Origin of the sequence: Metabacillus sp. YM-086, from assembly GCF_048059995.1 — a bacterium.
GTDB classification, from domain to species: domain Bacteria; phylum Bacillota; class Bacilli; order Bacillales; family Bacillaceae; genus Metabacillus; species Metabacillus litoralis_B.
Genome location: NZ_JBLUOI010000049.1, coordinates 1 through 22,150 on the forward strand (window position 1 = coordinate 1; position 22,150 = coordinate 22,150).

19 protein-coding genes and 1 tRNA gene are annotated in these 22,150 nt (G+C 36.4%); 5 read left to right on the forward strand and 15 right to left on the reverse strand.

All coding sequences use genetic code 11. The annotated features are described in order from the left end of the window. The 13 genes from ACEWK1_RS18615 to queG all read right to left on the reverse strand — a co-directional run. On the reverse strand, window positions 1-691 hold a 691-nt coding region (locus ACEWK1_RS18615; protein WP_416636550.1), incomplete at its 3' end, for a glycoside hydrolase family 32 protein. A gap of 15 nt (window positions 692-706) precedes the next feature. Next, window positions 707-1,372, reverse strand: a complete 666-nt coding sequence (gene pgmB, locus ACEWK1_RS18620) for a beta-phosphoglucomutase (protein WP_212136002.1) — start codon at window positions 1,370-1,372, stop codon at window positions 707-709. An 11-nt stretch (window positions 1,373-1,383) separates the two neighbouring features. Beyond that, window positions 1,384-3,663 carry a glycoside hydrolase family 65 protein gene (locus tag ACEWK1_RS18625; protein WP_212136001.1) on the reverse strand — a complete coding sequence of 760 codons (2,280 nt, stop codon included), beginning with the start codon at window positions 3,661-3,663 and terminating at the stop codon, window positions 1,384-1,386. A 93-nt stretch (window positions 3,664-3,756) separates the two neighbouring features. Next, window positions 3,757-4,839 (reverse strand): carbohydrate ABC transporter permease, encoded by a 1,083-nt coding sequence (locus ACEWK1_RS18630; protein WP_121664524.1) that lies wholly within the window; start codon window positions 4,837-4,839, stop codon window positions 3,757-3,759. 1 nt (window position 4,840) lies between these two features. Further along, entirely contained in the window at window positions 4,841-5,920 is a 1,080-nt protein-coding gene (locus ACEWK1_RS18635) for a carbohydrate ABC transporter permease (protein WP_098798189.1), read from the reverse strand. A gap of 182 nt (window positions 5,921-6,102) precedes the next feature. Continuing rightward, a complete protein-coding gene (locus tag ACEWK1_RS18640; protein ID WP_212136572.1) occupies window positions 6,103-7,473 on the reverse strand; it encodes an ABC transporter substrate-binding protein in 1,371 nt (456 codons plus the stop codon). A 267-nt stretch (window positions 7,474-7,740) separates the two neighbouring features. Next, window positions 7,741-9,069: a hemolysin family protein gene (locus ACEWK1_RS18645; protein WP_121665170.1), complete on the reverse strand. Its 1,329-nt coding sequence runs from the start codon at window positions 9,067-9,069 to the stop codon at window positions 7,741-7,743. Window positions 9,070-9,195: 126 nt separating this feature from the next. Next, window positions 9,196-10,365, reverse strand: coding sequence for a sporulation protein YhbH (yhbH, locus tag ACEWK1_RS18650; RefSeq protein WP_121664523.1), 1,170 nt, complete (start codon window positions 10,363-10,365; stop codon window positions 9,196-9,198). A 313-nt stretch (window positions 10,366-10,678) separates the two neighbouring features. Continuing rightward, window positions 10,679-10,831, reverse strand: coding sequence for a hypothetical protein (locus ACEWK1_RS18655; RefSeq protein ID WP_162987538.1), 153 nt, complete (start codon window positions 10,829-10,831; stop codon window positions 10,679-10,681). A 125-nt stretch (window positions 10,832-10,956) separates the two neighbouring features. After that, window positions 10,957-12,852, reverse strand: a complete 1,896-nt coding sequence (locus ACEWK1_RS18660) for a PrkA family serine protein kinase (RefSeq protein WP_121664522.1) — start codon at window positions 12,850-12,852, stop codon at window positions 10,957-10,959. Window positions 12,853-13,275: 423 nt separating this feature from the next. Continuing rightward, the gene (trmL, locus tag ACEWK1_RS18665; RefSeq protein WP_098798201.1) at window positions 13,276-13,773 is read right to left on the reverse strand and encodes a tRNA (uridine(34)/cytosine(34)/5-carboxymethylaminomethyluridine(34)-2'-O)-methyltransferase TrmL; all 498 of its coding nucleotides are present in this window, start codon (window positions 13,771-13,773) and stop codon (window positions 13,276-13,278) included. A gap of 56 nt (window positions 13,774-13,829) precedes the next feature. Continuing rightward, complete coding sequence (locus ACEWK1_RS18670) at window positions 13,830-14,735, reverse strand: amidase domain-containing protein (protein ID WP_212136000.1); 906 nt, start codon at window positions 14,733-14,735, stop codon at window positions 13,830-13,832. A gap of 191 nt (window positions 14,736-14,926) precedes the next feature. Continuing rightward, a complete protein-coding gene (gene queG / locus ACEWK1_RS18675; RefSeq protein ID WP_121664521.1) occupies window positions 14,927-16,066 on the reverse strand; it encodes a tRNA epoxyqueuosine(34) reductase QueG in 1,140 nt (379 codons plus the stop codon). Between the two features lie 94 nt (window positions 16,067-16,160). Between queG and ACEWK1_RS18680 the strand changes: the two genes are divergently transcribed. Continuing rightward, window positions 16,161-16,826: a B3/4 domain-containing protein gene (locus ACEWK1_RS18680; protein ID WP_212135999.1), complete on the forward strand. Its 666-nt coding sequence runs from the start codon at window positions 16,161-16,163 to the stop codon at window positions 16,824-16,826. A gap of 123 nt (window positions 16,827-16,949) precedes the next feature. Here ACEWK1_RS18680 and ACEWK1_RS18685 read toward each other — a convergent pair. Beyond that, window positions 16,950-17,023: transfer RNA gene (locus ACEWK1_RS18685), tRNA-Gly, on the reverse strand. Window positions 17,024-17,340: 317 nt separating this feature from the next. On the opposite strand from ACEWK1_RS18685, the gene ACEWK1_RS18690 reads away from it, so the two are divergent. Next, the gene (locus tag ACEWK1_RS18690) at window positions 17,341-17,721 is read left to right on the forward strand and encodes a hypothetical protein (RefSeq protein WP_416636551.1); all 381 of its coding nucleotides are present in this window, start codon (window positions 17,341-17,343) and stop codon (window positions 17,719-17,721) included. A 51-nt stretch (window positions 17,722-17,772) separates the two neighbouring features. On the opposite strand, the gene ACEWK1_RS18695 is transcribed toward ACEWK1_RS18690, so the two are convergent. Then, window positions 17,773-18,045, reverse strand: coding sequence for a hypothetical protein (locus ACEWK1_RS18695; RefSeq protein WP_212135997.1), 273 nt, complete (start codon window positions 18,043-18,045; stop codon window positions 17,773-17,775). A gap of 187 nt (window positions 18,046-18,232) precedes the next feature. Here ACEWK1_RS18695 and ACEWK1_RS18700 point away from each other — a divergent pair, with 187 nt between their 5' ends. The 3 genes from ACEWK1_RS18700 (at window position 18,233) to ACEWK1_RS18710 (ending at window position 22,126) form a co-directional block, all read left to right on the forward strand. After that, window positions 18,233-19,474, forward strand: a complete 1,242-nt coding sequence (locus ACEWK1_RS18700; protein WP_212135996.1) for a two-component system sensor histidine kinase NtrB — start codon at window positions 18,233-18,235, stop codon at window positions 19,472-19,474. Window positions 19,475-19,622: 148 nt separating this feature from the next. Beyond that, window positions 19,623-20,531, forward strand: coding sequence for a TetR/AcrR family transcriptional regulator (locus ACEWK1_RS18705; protein ID WP_162987537.1), 909 nt, complete (start codon window positions 19,623-19,625; stop codon window positions 20,529-20,531). Continuing rightward, complete coding sequence (locus ACEWK1_RS18710) at window positions 20,519-22,126, forward strand: MDR family MFS transporter (RefSeq protein ID WP_212135995.1); 1,608 nt, start codon at window positions 20,519-20,521, stop codon at window positions 22,124-22,126. Before ACEWK1_RS18705 ends, ACEWK1_RS18710 begins: the two co-directional genes overlap by 13 nt. Window positions 22,127-22,150: the final 24 nt, after the last annotated feature.

Here is a 22,150-nt window from a genome sequence, read left to right on the forward strand (position 1 = left end):
TATTTAAAGTAAATAAATCTGGACATTCCCACATGTATCCGAAGTTACCCTCACCTTTAGCCAAAATATTGACGAATTCCCAATGTATCAAATCTTTTGAACGATACATTAATACTTGTCCGGTATTTTGCATCGTTTTTGAACCTAACACAACATAATAAAGATCATCGTGCTTCCATACCTTTGGATCACGAAAATGAAATGGATGGATGTCACCATTTGGAGCCTCTGTTATAACAGGGTTTTCTGGAAGCTTTTCGAAATGAATTCCATCCTCACTTACAGCTAGGGCTTGAACTTGCTTTAGCTCTTCATCATAATTTTCACCTGTCCACACATTACCTGTGTACATTAAATAGAGCTTACCATCCTTTTCAATTGCACTGCCAGAAAAGCATCCATCTTTATCATAAGTTTCACCTGGAGCCAAGGCTGGAGGAAGATGCTCCCAATTGACGAGATCTTTGCTTTTGACATGTCCCCAATACATGGAGTCCCATTTTGGAGCAAAAGGATGATGCTGATAAAACAGATGATATTCACCTTTAAAATAGCAAAACCCGTTAGGATCATTCATCCAATTGGCTACTGGAGCAATATGATAGTGCAATCGCCATTTATGTTGATAAACCTCTTCCTGCAACTTTTTTAATGCTGTTTCCGCTTCCTTAATTCTTTGGTTTTCAATCATTGATTTCTCCTTTTTTCACCCTTCAAATCTTTCTCTTATCTCTTTAAATGAAAGATCATCCGTTTTTTCATAAACAAGATCGGCTTTTGGGAAGGAATGTTCCGGTCCAACTGCAACCGCATACATACCGGCACCTTTTATGGCTTCAACACCAGCAATGGCATCCTCTACTCCTATGCATGTTGAAGGGTTAACCTTTAGTAGTTCTGCTGCCTTTAGAAAGATTTCTGGATCAGGCTTTCCTTTTTTAATTTTTGTTACATCAACAATATAATCAAATTGATCCTTGAGCTTCAATGCTTCTAATACCATATTGGCATTTTTACTTGCTGATGCTAGCGCGATTCCTAAGTTCGCTTGTTTAATATCACTCAGTAACGTTTCAATTCCTGGTAATATATCTGAAGGAGTGATCCTATTTATTAACTCAACATAATGTTCATTTTTCTTTGTTGCCAACTCCAGCTTTTCTTGCTCTGAAAATTCTTGCTCTTTTCCACCAAATTGAAGGATTTTCTCAAGTGAATCCATTCTCGAAATTCCTTTTAACTCTTCATTTAATTCTCTTGTAAAAGAAATGTTTAGATCTTCAGCCAAAGCCTTCCAAGCAAGAAAATGATATTCAGCTGTATCAGTTATAATACCATCTAAGTCGAAAATAAAAGCCTTTAATTTACTCAACTGTATCACTCCTATTCGGAAATTTCCCCTGTATATTGCTTTCCTTCCTCTAATGTTATGTTTTTTCCATAAACAGTAAGGTCAAGTCGATCGCCCTTTTCAAGGGAAACAGTCATTTGCTCACGTTCTACTTTGACACGAAGTTGGCGGTGCAAATAATGTAACGTAAATTCATATTGTGTCCATTGCTTTGGTAAAACAGGATGTAGGGAAAGCCCACTTTCTTTCACACGAACTCCTCCAAAACCATGAATAATTGACATCCATGTACCACCCATATTGGCCATATGTAAGCCATCTTTTGTGTTACCGTGAGTATTATCAAGATCTAGACGCGCAGATTCCATAAAATAGTCGTAGGCCTTCTCGTGATAACCAACTTTCGCTGCCATAATACTAAAGATAGCAGAGGATAGAGATGAATCATGGGTCGTAATTTTTTCATAATAATCGTAGGATGCTTTTATTGTTTCAAGCGACTGCTCGTCCTCTAATAAAAAGTGAGCTAGTACAGTGTCAGCTTGCTTACACACTTGATAGCGATATAGTGTTAGTGGGTGATAATGTAAAAGCAATGGATACTTTTCTTTTGGTGTATGCTCAAAATCCCAAACAGCTTTCTTTAAGAATGTATCATCCTGAGGATTGATCCCTAATTCTTCATCATAAGGTAAATACATTTTTTCAGCTGCTTGATTCCAGTCTCGTGCTTCTTCTTCAGTGAGATCTAAGCGTTGCGATAACTCTTTAAAAGAAGCTGGATCCTCTTCCCTCACCTGATTGAAAATGGAGTAGGCCCATTTTAAATTATGCTTTGCCATAACGTTTGTATAATAATTATTGTTTACAAGACATGTATATTCGTCAGGACCGGTTACATCGTCAATTCTAAATTCATCTTGATAAAAATGACCTGTATCCATCCATAATCTTGCTGTTTCACTTAAAACTTCAGCTCCATATTCCACCATAAAATTGATATCTTTTGTTGCTAAATAATATTGGATAAAGCTATAGGCAATATCAGCGCTTATGTGATACTGTGCTGTTCCAGCTGGGAAATACGCCGAGCACTCTGATCCTGAGATGGTCCTCCATGGGAATAAAGCTCCTTTAGAATGCCCCATCTCTTTGGCCCTTTGTCTTGCTCCATTCAAGATTGAATATCGATAGATTAGTAATTGTTTTGCTAACTCAGGCTTTGTTAGTAAGAAAACAGGAATCATATAAATTTCGGTATCCCAGAAATAATGTCCCTCATATCCTTCACCTGAAAGACCCTTTGCAGCTATATTACTGTACTTATCTCTTCCTGCAGATTGTAAAAGTTGAAAAAGGTTAAAGCGAATACCCTCCTGAAGCTTTTCCTCACCTTCAATTTTTATATCTGCCACATTCCAGAATTCATCAAGATAGTTCTTTTGAGATTGAATGAGCTGTTCAAAGGATTGATTTGAAAGATTGCCATGAATCTCGATACCCTTTTCAACCAAATCCTGTTCGTGCCTGAGTGTATCTGTATAAACATTATATTTTACAAATTCAACAGGTTCGTTTAGATCAAAAGTGTAGGTAACTTCTGCTCTTTTATCTAGAATTTTTGTAGTCTTATTTCCTTGAACATTTAAGATATGTTTTGTCGTGCAAGCAGCCTTAAGATCCGAATTTGTCGTTTTGTCTTCAACAAAAACGATGTCATCCTTTTCCCCAATGTTCTCTACTGAAAGTAATTTTGCATGTCCCGCAGCTACACGCGGATCATTTCTATTAACATAGTTCGAAACATCTCCATCTACTTTTGATACAATCCTTACTTCTCCGTTAAAATTTACCGGCTCAATTTTTACTTCGATTGCAAAAAGTTCTTTTACAGAGAACGATACTACCCTGCGAAACTGCAATTTTACTTCCTTTCCACTAGGAGTTCTGTAATGAATGAATCGTTCTGTATACCCTTGATCTAAGTGCAACACCCGCTTATATGAAAGTACTTCACCTTCAAATAGCGAGAATTGCTCTTTGTCTATAAAGATATCAATTGATTGAGCATCAATGTTATTCACTAGCTTTTGCTGTGTTTCTGGAAAAGCATAAAGCTTTTCACCATATGTAATCTCTGTTATATCATGAAAGGCATTCAAGTATGTTCCACGTATTGAAACGAACTCTTCCGAATACCCTTCCTCAAAATTCCCGCGGACACCAATGTAGCCATTTGCCAAAGAGAATAAGCTTTCTAGGTTTAATAGTTCCTGCTGTGATAGATCATTTCGTTCGATTTTCCACGTCACGCATTTTCAACTCCATTTCACCGATTAAAAATAAACAGGCTTAAAGCCAGTATGAACACCTCATCATGACTGGCTTTATCCCTGCACTTAGTTTTATCCTTTTACAGATCCACCTAATAAACCTCTTACAAAGAAACGTTGTAATAAGAAGAAAACAGTAAGCGGCATGATCATTGAAACAAAGGCTGCTGCTGTTAGTAAGTGCCAATCATCTCCACGTGACCCGACCATGTCTGCAATTCTCATTGAGAGCACCTGAACATCTGGCTGACTTCCTAAAAACACCAATGCAACTAAATAATCATTCCATACCCACAAGAACTGAAAGATTCCAATCGATGCTAAAGCAGGAACAGATAATGGAAGAATCAATTTTGTGAAGATCGTAAAATTACTCGCGCCATCTATAAAGGCTGACTCAAAAATATCCCGTGGCAACTGGCTAATATAGTTATAAAGAAAGTAGGTTGTTAACGGTAATCCAAATGTGGTATGTGCAAGCCATATTCCTAAATAACTACCATTTAAACCGATGTTTGTATAATCCTTCAATATAGGAATGAGCGCAACCTGCAATGGAACAACAAGCAACGCGATGACAACAACAAACATCGCTCTGCTGCCTCTAAATTTTAGCCATGCAAAGGAATAAGCAGCAAAGGTAGCTATTAACAGTGGGATAATGGTAGCTGGAATGGAAACCGTAAATGTATTAATAAATGACTGTGTTAAATTACTTCCTTTTTCTGTTTTTGTTCCACCACCGGGAAGGGTGATCACATACTGCTTACCACCAAGAACCGTTTGATAATTCTCTAACGTAAAATCTGCATTCATTGTCCATTGTTTCGTTTGAACATTAAGAAGTCTTTTTCGTTTGTTTTCCCAAATAAGCCTTTTACCATCTAAAACAACACCACTAGCTAGTTCATCATTTGTATAGGTTTTACCTTCTACCGCAATCGGCTCGCTCAAATCTGTATCGGGATCGAGTGTGAGTTGATCCTCTGTTACCCAGTCTCTATGAGGAAATACGGTCCACCATCCTGAATCTAATATATCGGCCGCTGGTCTAAAGGAGGAAATAAATAGTCCCGCTGTTGGAATCAGCCAAATCAGACAAATGACAGCTAACACTAGATTGACGAGCCACTTTGACCCTTTGTTTGATTTCACCCTAAAATCCCCCCTGCCTGCGAAATTGTTTTAGATTGATGATGATAACAGGAATGACTGTAATTAATAAAACAATCGCTAACGTTGAGCCATATCCAAAGTTTCTGTACATAAAGAATTGGCGGTAAAACTGTGTGGCAACTACATCTGTTTCATATTGACCACCTGTCATAACCATGATGATATCGAAGATCTTTAATGTAAAAACAATAATGGTTGTTGAAACAGTTAAGATCGTACCTGAAATGTATGGAATAATAATTTTGAAAAAGATTGTAACCTCTGTTGCTCCATCCACACGTGCAGCCTCAAGTAACTCATTTGGAATTCCCTTCAATGCTGCTGAAAATAGGACCATCGCAAAGCCGGTTTGCATCCAAATTAATATCACAATTAAAAACATATTGTTCCAGGGCTGATTCATACTTGTCCAAGCTTGAGGTTCTCCACCAATCGCAACAACAATTGCGTTTAACAAACCTATTTGTTGATCTCCAGGTTGGTAATAGTAAATGAACTTCCAAATAACCCCAGCAGCTACCATCGAAATAGCCATTGGCATGAAAATAATAGCCTTCGCAATTTTTTCATAGCTGCTTCTATCAGCTAAAACAGCAATCAATAGCCCTAACACGATACATAATGTTGCTCCAAATAGGACCCACAACAAATTATTACGCAAGGCTGTTAACAAAAGACGGTCCGTAAACACCGCTAAATAATTTGATAAGCCTACGAAACTGTCTGAATTTGGGCCAAAAAAACTTAAATATAATGTACGAAGAGTTGGTATAAACATCAGCCATCCTAACAAAAGAACAGCAGGCCCAACGAATACATACGGCTGTACAATACGCCTTTGTTTCACAGGGTATTGTTCAACTACCCAGTTAAGTGTGTAGTAAATGGTATAAACTCCGAATACTCCCCAAATGATAGCCAAGATTGCATAAAGCAGGGCTGGCATCTCTGTATCACGTAGAAAAAGAAATATACCGTAATGAATGAGTAAGTTCCCTGCAAATACAGCAATTGTTAATAAAACAAGCTTTGCGACTGAAGGTGATGTTTGTTTTTCCATATCACTCGGGTTACCTCCTTATGGTAAAAATCCTTACCTCATTTTCAATTGAAACTTTATTAATAATGAAGGACCAGACATTATGTCCAGTCCTTAGGATGCACAATTTATTTTGAACACTTGGCTTATTTCTATAAAACTTATGCTTGCCGATAGTGCTTAAAGCATTTGTAAAAAATACTTTATTTCGGCCAACCTGCATCTATTTCTTTAAGCGCTTGATCAAGTTCCACCGTACCACTAATGTAATCTGTCATACCTTTCCAGAAGCTTCCTGCGCCAACTGCTCCTGGCATTAAATCTGATCCATCAAAGCGAAGAGTATCTGCTTCTTGAATTAATTCTGCCATTCGACGCTCAACATCAGTTGTATACCATTCAGGATCAGCATCATTCATAGGTGCTACAACTCCACCTGATTGAATCCATGATTTAATTGACTCACCTGTTGTAAAGAATTCCATAACTGCGCGAACTTCATCACGATCATTAAACATCGCATAAATATCACCTGCAACAAGAACCGGCTTACCATATTGCTCATCAATAGGAGGTAAGTAGAACCAATCATAATCCTCACCAGCTACAGTACCTTCTGGGAAGAAGCTTGTGATAAAGCTTCCTTGTCTGTGTAACCATGTTTTAGGTGGCTCATCAAACATTGGCTTTGGAGCATCCCCAAAGTTTGTTGTCACAATTGACTTTCTTCCACCATAAACAAAATCATCATTTAACCAAATCTCAGACATTTTTTCAGCCGCGTTCTTAACCTCAGGAGAAGAGAATGGAAGCTCACCATTTACCCATTTATCATAGTTTTCAGGTGATGTTGTACGAAGCATAATATCTTCCATCCAATCAGTTGCTACCCAACCTGTTGCCGCTCCACTTTCAATCCCGATTGCCCAAGGATTATCGCCGTCTTTCACAATTTGCTCTGACAACGCGATCATTTCATCCCAAGTCTCAGGCACCTCATATCCTGCTGCTTCAAACTCAGCCTTTGGATACCATACTAAGCTTTTCACATTACTACGATTCCAAATTCCAGCCATAACCTCGCCATCTGGACCTTCCATTGTTGCCATATCCAGCCAGCTCTGATTGTATTTTTCTTTTAATTTTTCTTGATCCATAAATGTTGAAACATCAATTACATTACCTTGCTTAGCAAATGTAGATAATAGTCCAGGCTGAGGGAAGTCGGCAATATCTGGAGGATTCCCCCCTTCTACACGAATTGAGATTGTAGCTTCAAACTCTTTTGATCCTTCATATTGGATATCGATTCCTGTTTTTTCTTCAAATTCTTTTATACTATCTTCAAACTTTACTTGGTCAGCATCTGTAAAAGGACCAAACATCGTAACCTTAGTTCCATCAAATTCACCTGCATAAGCTCTTTCTAAATAAGTACCTTCACCTTCAGTTGCGGCGCCACCGCCACCGTTTTCTGCAGTATCTTCCGGTGCTTCTTCAGCTGTATTACAACCAGATAATATAGATGCAAAAACAACAAATACGCTGGTTAAAGTAAACAGCTTTTTCTTCATTGATGTTATCAATTGAATTGCCCCCTTCTCTGTGTTATTTCACATAGTAAGAATCTACTATATGTAAATTAATCCTATTGACATATGTAGTTTGCGAAAACTTCTTGCGATTATACAAAAAAATAGAACGTTTCTTAAAACACAATTTATATTAGTTAAAATCCTTTAAACAACTTTAAACAAACGTTTGATTAATTAATGAGTTATGTTTGAAGATCCCCTTGTTCTAATGAAAAAAGCCAATTTCATCATAGAAATTGGCTAACATTACTCCTCTTCCAGTTCTTGATTTTCTAAAGGAGTGACCCTTACTTTTTGAATGCGCTTATCATGCATTTCTTCGACTGCAAACAATATATTGTTATATTCGACTTGAGGCTTTTCATTTTCATCAGGTATATACCCAAGCTGACCTATGACAAACCCACTTAATGTGTCAAAATCTTCATTTGAAATTTCAATGTCAAGAAGATCTTCAACAACATAGAGGTTTGTCGTTCCTGGAATTAAGTAAACATTATCTTCAAGCTCAATAATTTCTTCATAGTCCAGTCCTATTTCATCATATTCATCAAAAATATTACCTACAATTTCCTCAATCACATCTTCTATTGTGACAACCCCATCTGTTCCACCATATTCATCAATTGCAATAGCCATATGAATATTATTCATTTGCATTTCTTTAAACAAATCATCGATTGGCTTAGATTCCAATATAAAGTATGGAGCACGTAGTAACTCTTTCATATTGAATGAATTTTCATCACAATTTTCAACAAATTGAATGAGATCCTTTGAATGTAGTATGCCAACAATACGATCAATGTTTTCTTCAAACACTGGAAATCGAGTGTACTTTTCTTCATTCACTAATCGAACCGTTTCTTTAAGTGTAAAATGAAGAGGGATCGCAACAATATTTGTTCGATGTGTCATAATTTCTGAGACAGATTTGTTATCAAATTCAAAGATATTGTTTATCATAATTTTTTCAGCTTCTTGAATGGTTCCTCTTTCCTTGCCAACATCAACCATCATTCGGATTTCCTCTTCCGTTACATTTTCATCATCCGCATCTGGATCGACACCAAATAGTCGGACAATGAAATTAGTTGAGGCAGTTAGCAACTTTACAAAAGGTGATGAGACCTTTGATAAAATGGTTAAAGGGAAAACGGCGAACATGGAAATAGCTTCAGCCTTTTGAAGGGCAAGTCGTTTAGGAACCAGTTCACCTAAAACTAAAGTAAAGTATGATAATAAAAGCGTAATAACAATCACAGATATAGTTCCCAATAGTCTTTCTGACACTGGCACTCCCATATCATGTAATGCTTTTGCAAGTCTTCCTGCAAAGCTTTCCGCAGCAAAGGCACTTGCTAAAAATCCAGCGAGTGTTATTCCAATTTGAATCGTAGCTAAAAACCTGCTAGGTTCAGACAATAAGTTATCCAACATTATCGCTTTTTTATTACCACTCTCTGCCATTAGCTTTACTTTATTATCATTTAGTGAAATTAAGGCAATCTCACTAGCTGCAAAAAAGGCGTTCAAAATAATAAGAACTGCTAAAATGAATATCTCCAAAGAAATCAACCTCCGGGACGAAGATCTATAATTTTTAGCTTGTCCTAAAAAAATAAATGTTTGTAAGGAAGATATTGTTTGTAAACCTATCTTCACATAAGGAAGCCCCAATAAGCTATTGGGGCAAGGTTGTTATGCATACTTTTTATCTTCATCTTTTCTGAAGAAACTCTTCATTGCTTGGAAAACATCTGCTTTTTGTTTGAGGATATAATAGCGGAACTTCTCATCATTGACATTCTTATATGCGGACATTAGGGTTGAATGACGATTATACTGATTGACTTCTCCATAGCCAAAGATGTTGGAAACCTTCATAAGCTCTCCTACTAACTTAACGCATCTGGCATTGTCTGATGTTAAATTATCACCATCTGAAAAGTGGAAAGGATAGATATTATATCTTGCTGGTTGGTATTTTTCTTCGATAATCTCAAGAGCCTTACGGTATGCAGATGAACAAATTGTCCCTCCGCTTTCTCCTTTTGAGAAGAAATCTTCCTCTGAAACAACCTTTGCTTCGGTATGATGGGCAATAAATTCGATATCTACTTTCTCATACTTCGTTCTAAGAAATCTTGTCATCCAAAAGAAAAAGCTACGAGCCATATATTTTTCCCAAAGGCCCATTGAACCACTCGTATCCATCATCGCAATGACAACAGCTTTTGATTCAGGCTTTACAACTTCATTCCAAGTTTTAAACTTTAAATCTTCTGGATAAATTGGGTGAAACTTTGATTTTCCCGCCATGGCATTTCGTTTATATGCCGATAACATTGTTCTTTTCTTATCAACATTTCCCATTAAGCCTGTTCTTCTTATATCATTAAACTCAATGTTTTCAATTACAATATCATCACGTTCTTTTTGTTTTAAATTCGGAAGCTCTAATTCTTTAAATAATGCTGCTTCTAACTCTAAAATAGATACTTCAGCCTCATAATAATCTTCTCCTGCTTGATCTCCGGCTCCCTGACCCTTGCCGGGACCCTTAGCATCTGCTTGTGATCCATCTCTTGCTACGACATCACCGACCTGACTCTCTCCATCGCCTTGGCCAACATGCTTATTCTTATCATAGTTATAACGAATTTTGTATTCGTCCAGTGAACGAATTGGAATCTTTACTACATCTTTCCCATTGGACATTACAATGCTTTCTTCTGTGATAAGATCTGGAAGATTGTTGCGAATAGCTTCCTGTACTTTCTCTTGGTGGCGTGTTTGATCATCATGGCCTTTGCGATGGAGGGTCCAATCTTCTTGAGAAATAACGAAATTCTGATCTTGATTAGACATTTTTACAGTTCCCCCTCCGATAATTTTTTAGTTTCTTTCATCATCTGTCATACATTCATTAAAAATTTCAAAATTAGTTGTAAAAAAAGTGTCACACATTTTTAATCCTCAGCATACATTAACGTGGATGAATACTTTCGTTTTTCAAATCCGTTTTGAATTCTGTGGATTACTCTATCCTATGCGAAAGAATTGATTTATTGACAAATAATTTAGAAAATTACCATGTAATCATTAAAAATAAGACAAGTTCCCATTTCAATTTTTACTTTGTGTTTTCCATTCAAAAAAGACACCCTAAGTTGGATGCCCTCTAATTCTTAGTATTCTTTTTAACATATTGTATGGGATCTGGACTTTTCCCCTCTTGCTTGACCTCTTTATTCGTTTTCATATTCTCCATATCCTTTGATTGCTTCTTCAAATCATCCATGTTTCGAATCATTGTGTTAACCGTTTTTTTCAATGGATTCACCTCTTTTGGTATAGAGTATTATTACCCGTCCATCTTTAGAGTGAAACCACATAAGTTTAATACCTAATAAAAAAAGCTGACAAGATAGATGTCAGCCAGCCGTAAGCATTTCAGATTTATCTGTTTAATAAGCTTCCTACATAACGCAATAATTCATTCGCAGAAGTTGAGTTATAGCCATGTTCATCAATAAGACGTGCCACCACTTCATTAATTTTCTTAAGCTGCTGCTCATCAGGTGTTTTGGATGAAGTCGTAATTTTCACCACATCTTTTAAGTCAGCAAAAAGTTTCTTTTGAATCGCTTCACGTAAACGTTCGTGAGAATTATAATCAAAACGCTTTCCTTTACGTGCATAAGCTGAAATGCGGATAAGAATCTCTTCACGGAAGGCTTTTTTCGCGTTTTCTGAAATACCAATCTGCTCTTCAATTGAGCGCATTAGTTTTTCGTCAGGGTTCATTTCTTCACCTGTCAATGGATCACGAAGCTTGTTTTTATTACAGTATGCCTCCACATTGTCTAAATAGTTATCCATAAGAGTTTTAGCTGATTCCTCATAAGAATAAACAAATGCTTTTTGAACTTCTTTTTTCGCCATGTCGTCATATAGCTGGCGAGCAACAGAGATGAAGTTTAAATATTTTTCACGATCTTCGTTTGAAATAGAAGCGTGTTGATCAAGACCTTCTTTTAACGCTCTTAATACATCTAAAGCATTAATGGATGGCACTTCTTTACGAATAATCGTAGATGAAATTCTATTGATCACATAACGCGGGTCAATACCGGACATGCCCTCATCGTTATATTCCTTTCTTAGCTCATTTACATCAACAGAGTTAAAACCTTCAACACTTTCTCCATCATATAATCTCATCTTTTTAACCAGATCAATATCTCCGCGTTTCGGTTCTTTTAGGCGAGTTAAAATGGTAAACATAGCCGCAACCTTTAATGTATGTGGGGCAATATGAACATCAGATACATCACTTTCAGAGATCATTTTCTCATAAATTCTCTCTTCTTCTGTAACCTTTAGGTTATACGGAACAGGCATAACAATAATACGTGAGTGAAGGGCTTCATTCTTTTTGTTAGAAATAAAGGAACGGTATTCTGTTTCGTTTGTGTGGGCAACAATCAACTCATCTGCAGAAATTAGCGCAAAACGACCAGCCTTAAAATTTCCTTCTTGTGTTAATGATAGCAAATGCCATAAAAATTTCTCATCACATTTTAGCATCTCTTGGAACTCCATCATACCACGGTTTGCTTTGTTCAATTCTCCATCAAAGCGGTAGGCACGTGGATCTGATTCAGAACCATATTCAGCAATTGTAGAGAAGTCAATGCTACCTGTTAGATCTGCAATATCCTGTGATTTTGGATCGGATGGACTAAATGTACCAATACCAGTACGTTTATCTTCAGATAAGAAGACACGTTCAACTCGTACGTCCTCAATACGACCACCATACTCTTGCTCTAGTCTCATCACATTTAATGGAGATAAGTTCCCTTCAATACGAATTCCATATTCATCATAAAAATCATCTCTTAAATGGTGTGGAATCAGGTGAAGAGGGTCCTCATGCATCGGACAGCCTTTAATCGCGTAAACTGCACCACGATCTGTTAAAGAATAGGCTTCTAACCCTCTTTTCAGCATCGTTACAAGAGTTGATTTACCTCCACTAACAGGTCCCATTAATAATAATATCCGTTTTCTAACATCTAAGCGCTTAGCAGCAGGATGGAAATACTCCTCAACAAGACGTTCAAGCGCGTCTTCTAATCCATATAGTTGGTGATCAAAAAACTTATACGTTCTTTTTCCATCAACTTCTTCAATCCCAGCATCTTTAATCATATTGTAAACCCTGGAATGTGCTGATTGGGCAACCCATGGTTTCTCTTTGACAATCTCCAAATATTCTACGAAGGTTCCTTCCCACTTTAAGCGCTGCTCATCTTCCCTGTACTTTTCAATCTTTTTTAAGATATCCATAAGGACCTCCTTCATCATTGGTCGTACTTATTTCTAACTCGTGCAGTTTAATACACTTTATGCGAGGATGTCCTTTAACATTCGTTCTTGTTAAGAAAAAGCTAGAATCTTTTTCTTTGTTCCTGATTCACATCACTTCTTAATTGAGTTATAATAATACTAGCTATAAGAGGGAAACTATACATAGATCCTTCATTCTCTGTTGATTAAGTAGAGGAGGTAAAACGATGGGTTTTATTTTAATTCTCGGTGTTAGCTTAGCATTCTTAACAGCTATTTTTACAGCTGGATATGAAGGCAAGCCAGGCGTTAAAAAGTAAGTTGGATAAAAAAGAGGGTGACCCAAATGATATAGACCTTTTGATAAGATCTATACCGTTTGAGTCACCCTTTTTATTTGTGTTTAGCTCCTGCGCTTAGCCTTTAGTTATGAAAGTCCAGCATTAGACCAGGATAGTTCTGCTGTCTTAATGCTTCATAAATAAGAATAGCTGCAGTGTTAGATAAATTTAATGAACGCACATGCTCTGTCATTGGAAGACGTAAGCATTTATCCATATTGGATTGAATTAAATCCTTTGGCAAGCCCGTTGTTTCACGACCAAAAACAAAGAAATAATCTTTATTAAGATCGCTGTAATCAAACGTAGTATGCGGCTGTTGGCCAAATTTAGTTAAAAAGAAAAATTCTCCTGATTTATATTTTTCAAATAATTCATCAAGAGAGTCATGATAGACAACATTTACAAACTCCCAATAATCCAGACCCGCTCTTTTCAGCATTTTATCATCTGTCGAAAATCCTAATGGACGAATTAAATGTAGAGTTGTGTTAGTCGCTGCACATGAACGTGCAATATTCCCTGTATTTGCAGGAATCTCTGGTTGATAAAGTACAACATGTAAAGCCAATTTTTTCACCTCGTCTGTTTCTATGAAAAATACTAACATTTATTTCAATAGCCATTATACCATTGTTACTTTGAACTGGTATCATCAAGTATTCGAAAAAAAGCATACTTTATATTTGGTGTGTAGGCAGTCGAGTCTTCGTATGCCCAATAGCGCATACGGCTATTATAAGTTTGTGCATTTACTAATGGCATATTCTCATCGTCTTTTGCTACGACAAACGTTGTATGATCAAAGCGGCCATCTCCTTGAAAATCATAGCAAATAACATCCCCAGGCATTAATTTATCCGGTGATTCTACTCGCTCGGCTCTTAAACCAGTTTGGGATTGAGCTAAGAAATTCTTCATTGCATTTGCAACAGACCAGCTGTAACTCCAGTTATTATTTTGCATCCACCATCCTGAAGAACGGTTAGGATATCCTCTCATCTGGGCCCCACCTGCATGCAAGCATTGTGAAATAAAGTTTGTGCAATTCACATCAAAGTTTTTATATTTAGGATTCGTACTATTCCACCAACGCTCAGCATATTGAACAGCCGCCATTCGGTCGTAACGATACGAAGAATCTTTATTCCTTTCATCATCATCCATGATTTGAATACTGGATCTGTCATTGTCTCCTTCGTGATTCAATAATAGATCTTCAACAATTTCATCTTTATAAATACTAGCCTTTCTGTTTTCAATTCTTTCTTCAAGATAAAAAAAGTCATTTTGCTTATTAAGCCACTTCGAATGACATGTATACCTTGCCTCCTTCAGGTCTTTTGTTCTTGTGTCAATATTCGTAATATTTATTTTTGTACTACCTTTAACGATTTCTGTATTTCGTTTTCCAGAAAATTCAAGTTTCCGTTGTATTGCCTGTAGTTCAGCATCATTTCTTTCGTTTTTTATATATTTAGCATTGATCAGCATTTGAAGTTTCGCTTCATTTAACTCAGAAATTAGCTGCTTCACGATCATCACCACCATAACGTATTTATTAAAACGTATGTAGAAGGTGTTGAGATTTAGTCATGTTATTTCGCTTTTATCTATGATTTTATGTAAAGTCAATTAGATTCGTTTCATTGACTATGATCCCTTTCAATAAAACATATCGAGGATCCAAACATAAAAAGGCGGAGAATAGAACGCCGCCTTTTAACATCCTTTTATTTTTCTGTAAGAAGAAAGGACAAACCTTTAGTGATTTCTTCTTTAACTTGTGAATCTTTTTCTTTTTCATATGCTTTTTGTAGCTCGTGTGCTGCTGAAGCTTCCCCTATTTTTCCTATCGCCCATGCTGCAGTACCTCTAATCACAGGTCTTGGGTCTTCGTGCATCACTTTTATTAAATCATCTAACGCAGTTGTATCTTTAAAATGCGCAAGTGCCAGGATCGCATTTCTTTGAAGAGGCTTTTTGCCTCTCCATGAACCAGATATATGTCCAAATTTTTCTTTGAAATCACGATTACTTATTGTTAATAACGGTTTTAATTTTGGCTTTGCAATTTCAGGATCCGGCTCCATTTCTGGATGAAAGTGAAAATCTTTTCCTTTATTAACAGGACAAACTGTTTGACAAGTATCACAACCATAGATGCGATTTCCAATTTTCGTACGGTATTCTTCAGGCAGAAAACCTTTTGTTTGTGTTAAAAAAGCAATACATTTTGATGAATCAAGCTGACCACCTTGTACTAAAGCACCTGTTGGACAAACATCGAGGCATTTTGTACATGAGCCACATTGATCTTCCATTGGAGTATCTGGCGGAAAAGGAAAGTTTGTAATCATTTCACCTAAATAAACATAAGAGCCAAATTCAGGCGTGATAATTGAGCAGTTTTTTCCACTCCATCCAATACCTGCCCGTTCCGCAACTGCACGATCGGAAAGCTCACCTGTATCAACCATCGATTTCACTTGAATATCAGGTACTTTTTCTTTTAAAAACACTTCTAATTTATTTAACCTGTCACGCAACACATCATGGTAATCCTGCCCCCAAGAGGCACGACAAAATATACCACGTCTTTCTTCTTTTGTACTTTTTGGAGCGTTTTTCATTTTTGAAGGATAAGCAAGAGCAATGGATATGATTGAACTTGCCTTAGGTAAAAGTTTAATAGGTGCAACACGTTTCTCAATATCTGACTCCTCAAAGCCTGATTGATAGCCAAGCTCCTGTTGTGTAATCAACCTTTGCTTTAGCTCTTCAAACATATTCGCGCTTGTAAATCCAATTTTATCGATGCCTATTGTTTTACTATATTCAATAACTTCCCTTTTAAATTCTTCAATATTCATTGCTCTTCCCTCCTTTAAAGGTCACATATTCTAAGTTTTTTCTTCTACTATGGTAAAATAACACCACATTCAATGTTTGTGGAGGTATGAATTAATGGAAATGACCGTTCAAGATCAACTCAACCAACTTAACAAAGACTTTAAAATTGGCATTGTGGAATATCGGGGTATTCACGTTGGAGATTCTCCTCAAATGCTCAAAGGAAGATTACAGCTATTCCAAGAATCTCTTTATTTTGATTATGTTGATAAGAAAGTAACGGATATCCCAGCCATCCTAGAATGGCGACAACTATTTAAAGCAATAGGAACAGACCCTAACCGATACCGCCCTTCAAGTGAAGCATTATATCGACGGGTTCAGAAACAGCAATATCTTCAACCGTTCAACTCTGCAGTAGACTTAAATAACTTTTTATCTCTTCAATACCAAATTCCCCTAGGGATTTATGATAAAGATAAGCTTATTGGGGATGTTAAAATCAAGATAGGTAGTGAAGAGGATACCTATCTTGCCATCAATGAACGTGAAGTTTCTTTTCATAACAAATTAGTTTCAGAGGATCATCAGGGTCCATTTGGAAGTCCTTATGTGGATTCAAAAAGAACCACTGTAACATCTAACACAACAGAAGCTTTACATATTGTTTATTTAAACCCTTCTCTTTCTGAAGAGAGGTCTTTAGAACTATTACAAGCATTATCTAGTATGTTTACACAAATACATGGCGGAGACGCAACATATAAGATCATCAAGTAACTCGAAGGATTTATCCCTTCGAGTTACTTCATTATTTGATAGCAAAATCAATGACATAATAAAAAACGCAATGCATCGTTTATCTAAGAAACGAGACACTGCGTTGTAACCAATTATTATGTATGGAGCGGGTGAAGGGAATCGAACCCTCATCATCAGCTTGGAAGGCTGAGGTTTTACCACTAAACTACACCCGCGAATAGGTACATTATATCAAGTATATTTATGTGATGCAATACCTTTTTGAAAATATTGTCGAAGCATGTCGAACATTCTTCATAATTTACTTTAACATTATATAATCTTTCAATATGATAATCAAGGCTTTTTATATTTTTTTCAGATGTTTCAGTAAATCTTACGTGTGTGCCGCAATAAACCTTTCATAAGACCGTACATCCATACTTCACTTCATTAGACGGTCGCCCATTCTTGCTAAACATATTCCCAAGTGGCTAGGTAAACACATATAGTACAGAGAAACTGAAATAACATTTGGGAAGGATGAAATGAAATGAGACATAGAGATGCAAGATTATCAGATGGACGCTTTGGTTATCCAGGTGGATTTGGTGGTTTCACAGGCGGATATGGTGCAGGTCCTGGTTACGGCGGTTATCCTGGTGCTGGATATGGTGGTTATGGCGCAGGATATGGTGGTTATGGCGCAGGATATGGTGGTTATGGCGCAGGATATGGTGGTTATGGCACTGGATTCGGCGGTTACCCTGGCGCTGGATACGGATACGGTGCAGGATATGGTCCTGGATTCGGAGGATATGGCGCTGGTGGTGTAGGACCACTTACTACTGGACTTCTAGGTCTTGGTGCAGGGCTTCTAGGTGGAGCTGTACTAGATGACGGTCCTTTCGGCAGAGGATATTATCATTACTGAAATAGATAGTAAAGGGGCAACTAAGATGTTGCCCTTTTTTCAATCCATCTATCACAAAAACCGAACGATACTAACAACTAACGCTCCGATACTTACTCCGGTACCAAGAATCCACTTAATTAATGATAAATGACTTTTGTTGAGTTGACGTTCAATTTCTTCTTGTGTCGCAATATTTTTTTCAGCTAATAGACCATCAACAACAGCTCTTACATCATTCTCATCCAAAGAATTCGAATGAAATTCTTCTATATGCTCTATTTGTTGTTCTAGCTCATGAATTTTCATCTCAAGTTCATGCACCTTCTCCTCAACTTCTCCCATTTGTATGACCACCTTTAGAAAGTTTCTTATTATTCTATTCAGCAAACAATCAATTCGAATGGGTGTTGGTGCAATTGTTTAATGCATGACATGGTATTCGGTATGGGCAATAGCTAGCAATTGAAAAAAAGAATAGGATATACTAACCTTATAATGATTGCAAATGTGTCTTACAAGGAGCAAAAAAATGGTAGATGAGCTTAAGCATGACCTCGAAATTGAAAAATTAAAAAACGAAAATGCTTTACTAAAAGAACTCCTAAGTGAACTTCCTTTTTCGTTTACATATGTAAATAAACAACATAGCAAGTTAGTTGCTAAAGAAGGTAACTCCAAACAAATACTTATTCAAAAAGCAAACACTAATTCACATACCCGTGATGAATTTATTATTTCAACCACTTACGATCAGTTTGCAGAAACTGAACTCTTCCTTTCCTCTATCTTTGATTTTGTTCCGCACCATATTGTTTTTGTTGATGGTGATGGACTCATAACGTTATGTAATCTCCAAACTGCTAAAGATCTAGGTGTAGACCGGGATAAAATAATTGGTAAACATATAAGAGAGCTCTTACAACTTCCAGACGATCAAATCGAACTACTTGAAACGATACGAACAGGTATTGAAATGAAAGATAAAGAAGTACTAGATGTAAATTACGGGCTTATTAATACTCGTATTTTATGGAATACAGATGGATCGATTAAACGAGTATTAGGTACTTTTTATTTTCTTAACGTCATAAAAGAAGCTGAGAAGCAAGCGCTCGCCGGAAGAATTGCTGCTGGCATCGCACATGAAATTAGAAATCCTCTTACAACAGTCAGAGGGTATTTACAATTACTAAAAGATAAAACCAACACTGAAGTGTCACAACTTTTCACTGATATTCTCATTCCTGAGATAGATCGAGCAAATAAAATTATTAGTGACTTTTTGAGTATTGCAAAGCCTTCATCTAGCTCTAGACAAATGATCAACCTGCATAAGTTTCTCAAAGAATATTTGGGGAAATTTCTAGAAAGTGAGGCATTACTATATAACACAAAGCTGGAATATATCCTTGATTCATCAACAACAAAAGCAATGATAAAAGGAGATCAGGAGGAATTGCTACAGGTGTTTATGAACTTATTCATAAATGCTATCCAAGCTAGATCTGATCAACCTTTGGTTATAACAATTGAGACAATTGTTGTTGATCATCATCTTGAGATTTTGTTTCGTGATAATGGGAAAGGTATTCCACCTTCTCTTTTACCTCATATATTTGATCCATTTTTCTCAACAAAAGATGATGGTACTGGATTAGGCCTATCTGTTTCAAAGAAAATCATTGAAAATCACGGTGGGCTAATGAAGGTAACAAGTGACAAAGCAGGAACAACATTTATCATCAGTTTTCCTTTTTCATTGGCAACATAACAGCGAGAAATCGCTGTTTTTTTATTAGTAATTCTTTCATTAACTATTTATTCTTGACTTAAGCTTGTCTCTACTCTAAAATTCACCATGAACTCATTAGTTTTCTATGTAAACCACTTAGTTTTCTTCAAAAGGATGTGAGTAGATATTGGACGAAAAGAGGAAGCTATTAATCGATGCTGCAACTAAAATTTTTTCTAAAAAAGGATATTTCTCAACATCAGTTCAAGAAATTGCGGAACAATGCTCAATGTCAAAAGCTTCTTTATATAAAGTGTTCTCATCTAAAGAAGAATTATTTATAGAGGTGTTTGAGTATCACCAAAATATGATGTTTCAAAAAGCATTTCGTTATTCCACTGATGAATCATTATCACCAAGAGAACTTTTACTCAAGCAATTAAGTACACAAATTGAAGACTTTATTGAGCGAAAAGATTTTATCCTCATGCAGTTAAAGGATGTGCCGCTTTCTGAAAACAGTGACTTTAGATTATTAATGCAAAGGATGAGATTCAGAATTACACAGTGGCAAAAGGAGTGCCTTCTGCAGGCATATGGAAATCATATTAATCTATATTGCTGGGACCTAACCATAACTCTACAAGGATTAATAAAGGAATTCCTCTCCATCCTTGCTAATAAAAATGAAAAAGTTAATGTTCAAGCTATATCAACCTATATAGTTGATCGTTTAGATTCAATAGTAAATGATTTGTTAACCACTAGACCAAATCCACTTTTAACAGAGGAAAGAATTTTACACTTTTTAAACCTTACTAATAGTTCTTCTATCTCTAAAACGGATGAAATTGACAATCAATTTTTAATTATCGAAGATTACATAAGTAGCTATCACAATGAAGAAACAAAAAATAATCTTACTTCATCTCTTAATCTGTTAAAAGATGAAGTAAAGGCCCAAAAGCCTCGAAGTTTTTTAATTGATGTTCTTTTACATTACTTTGAAAAGGAAGAAGGGCTAACACAAATCACAACAAAGCTTCGCTCTCTTATCACTGAGTTGTATACAGGAGGTAACGAATGGAACACTTAGATAACAGACAAAAAGTTATGATTATGATTGCCATTATGTCAGCCATGTTTTTTGCTGCAGTTAACATGACAATCGTAGGTACTGCTTTACCAAAAATCGTCTCTCAAATAGGTGGAATGGAATACTTTGACTGGGTATTTACCGTTTATATGTTAACATCCACAATTACTGCTATGTTAGTTGGTAAATTGTCTGATATATACGGTAGAAAAATATTTATCCTAATTGGTATCACCATCTTTATGATTGGTGCCTTTTTATGTGGAACCGCAGATGATATTCTTCAATTAATCCTATACCGAGGGCTTCAAGGCTTTGGTGGTGGGATGATTATGTCTTGTGCGTTCACAACTGTTGGAGATTTGTTTGCCCCTCGTGAACGCGGGAGATGGCAAGGACTTCTTGGTGGTGTATTCGGACTTTCAAGTTTATTCGGTCCAACACTTGGTGGATATATTGTTGATAATTTTGACTGGCACTGGATTTTCTGGGTATTCCTTCCGATCGGATTTTTTGCCTTTGCTTTAATATTTAAATTATATCCATCTCAAAAGGCAAAAGAGAGAGAATCAATTGACTTTCTTGGTTCGATTACATTAACAATTACAATCGTTTCATTATTATTAGGGTTTACATGGGCAGGAGATAAGTATGAATGGGCTTCATTTGAAATTATTGGCTTATTTTCACTTACAATCATATCTTTAATTGCCTTTATCATGATTGAACTAAAAGTGAAAAGCCCTGTTCTTCCTCTTTACTTGTTTAAAAATAGTGTTTTCTCTGTATCTAATATAGCGGGAATGCTCATGGGAATGGGAATGTTCGGTACAATTATGTATGTTCCGTTTTACGTTCAAGGGGTTCAAGGGGAATCAGCGACAGTCTCCGGATTAGTTGAAATGGTCATGACCATTTCAATGGTTACCTCGAGTATTATTGTAGGTAACTTAATTACGAAGACAGGGAAATATAAAATTTTTGCCCTTCTTGGATTAATAATTATGGCAGTAGGACTTGTGTTAAATTCTACACTGGAAGTTGAATCAACTCTCACACGATTAATTCTTCAATTAATTGTTGTAGGAATTGGACTTGGCGTCAATATGCCTGTGTTTAATATCACTGTACAAAATGCTGTGAGTCATAAGTACCTTGGTGTTGCAACATCAGCGATGCAAACATTTAGACAAATAGGAGGTACAATTGGGGTTGCTTTATTAGGATCTGTTATGGGAAACAAAATGACAGATGAGTTAGCAAGCACTCAAGGAGAAAATATTCCTGCGCCACCTCCAGAAATGGCTGAAAACATGGCACAACTACAAAATCCACAAGTATTAATGGATACAGAACAATTAGAAGCCATTCGCTCAGAATTACCTGTAGAAATGACTCCTTTCTTTGATCAGTTTATCCAGCTATTAAAAGAAGCTTTAAATACTTCTTTAACAACTGTATTTATCGTATCTGCTGGTATTGTTTCACTCGCCTTCATTGTCACTCTTTTCCTTAAAGAGATTCCATTGAGAACAACAAATAACGATGATGAAGAAACAGAAGATCAAAACAAAGAATTTGTGGCTAATCATTAATGCAAATTGAGGTACGGCCTAATC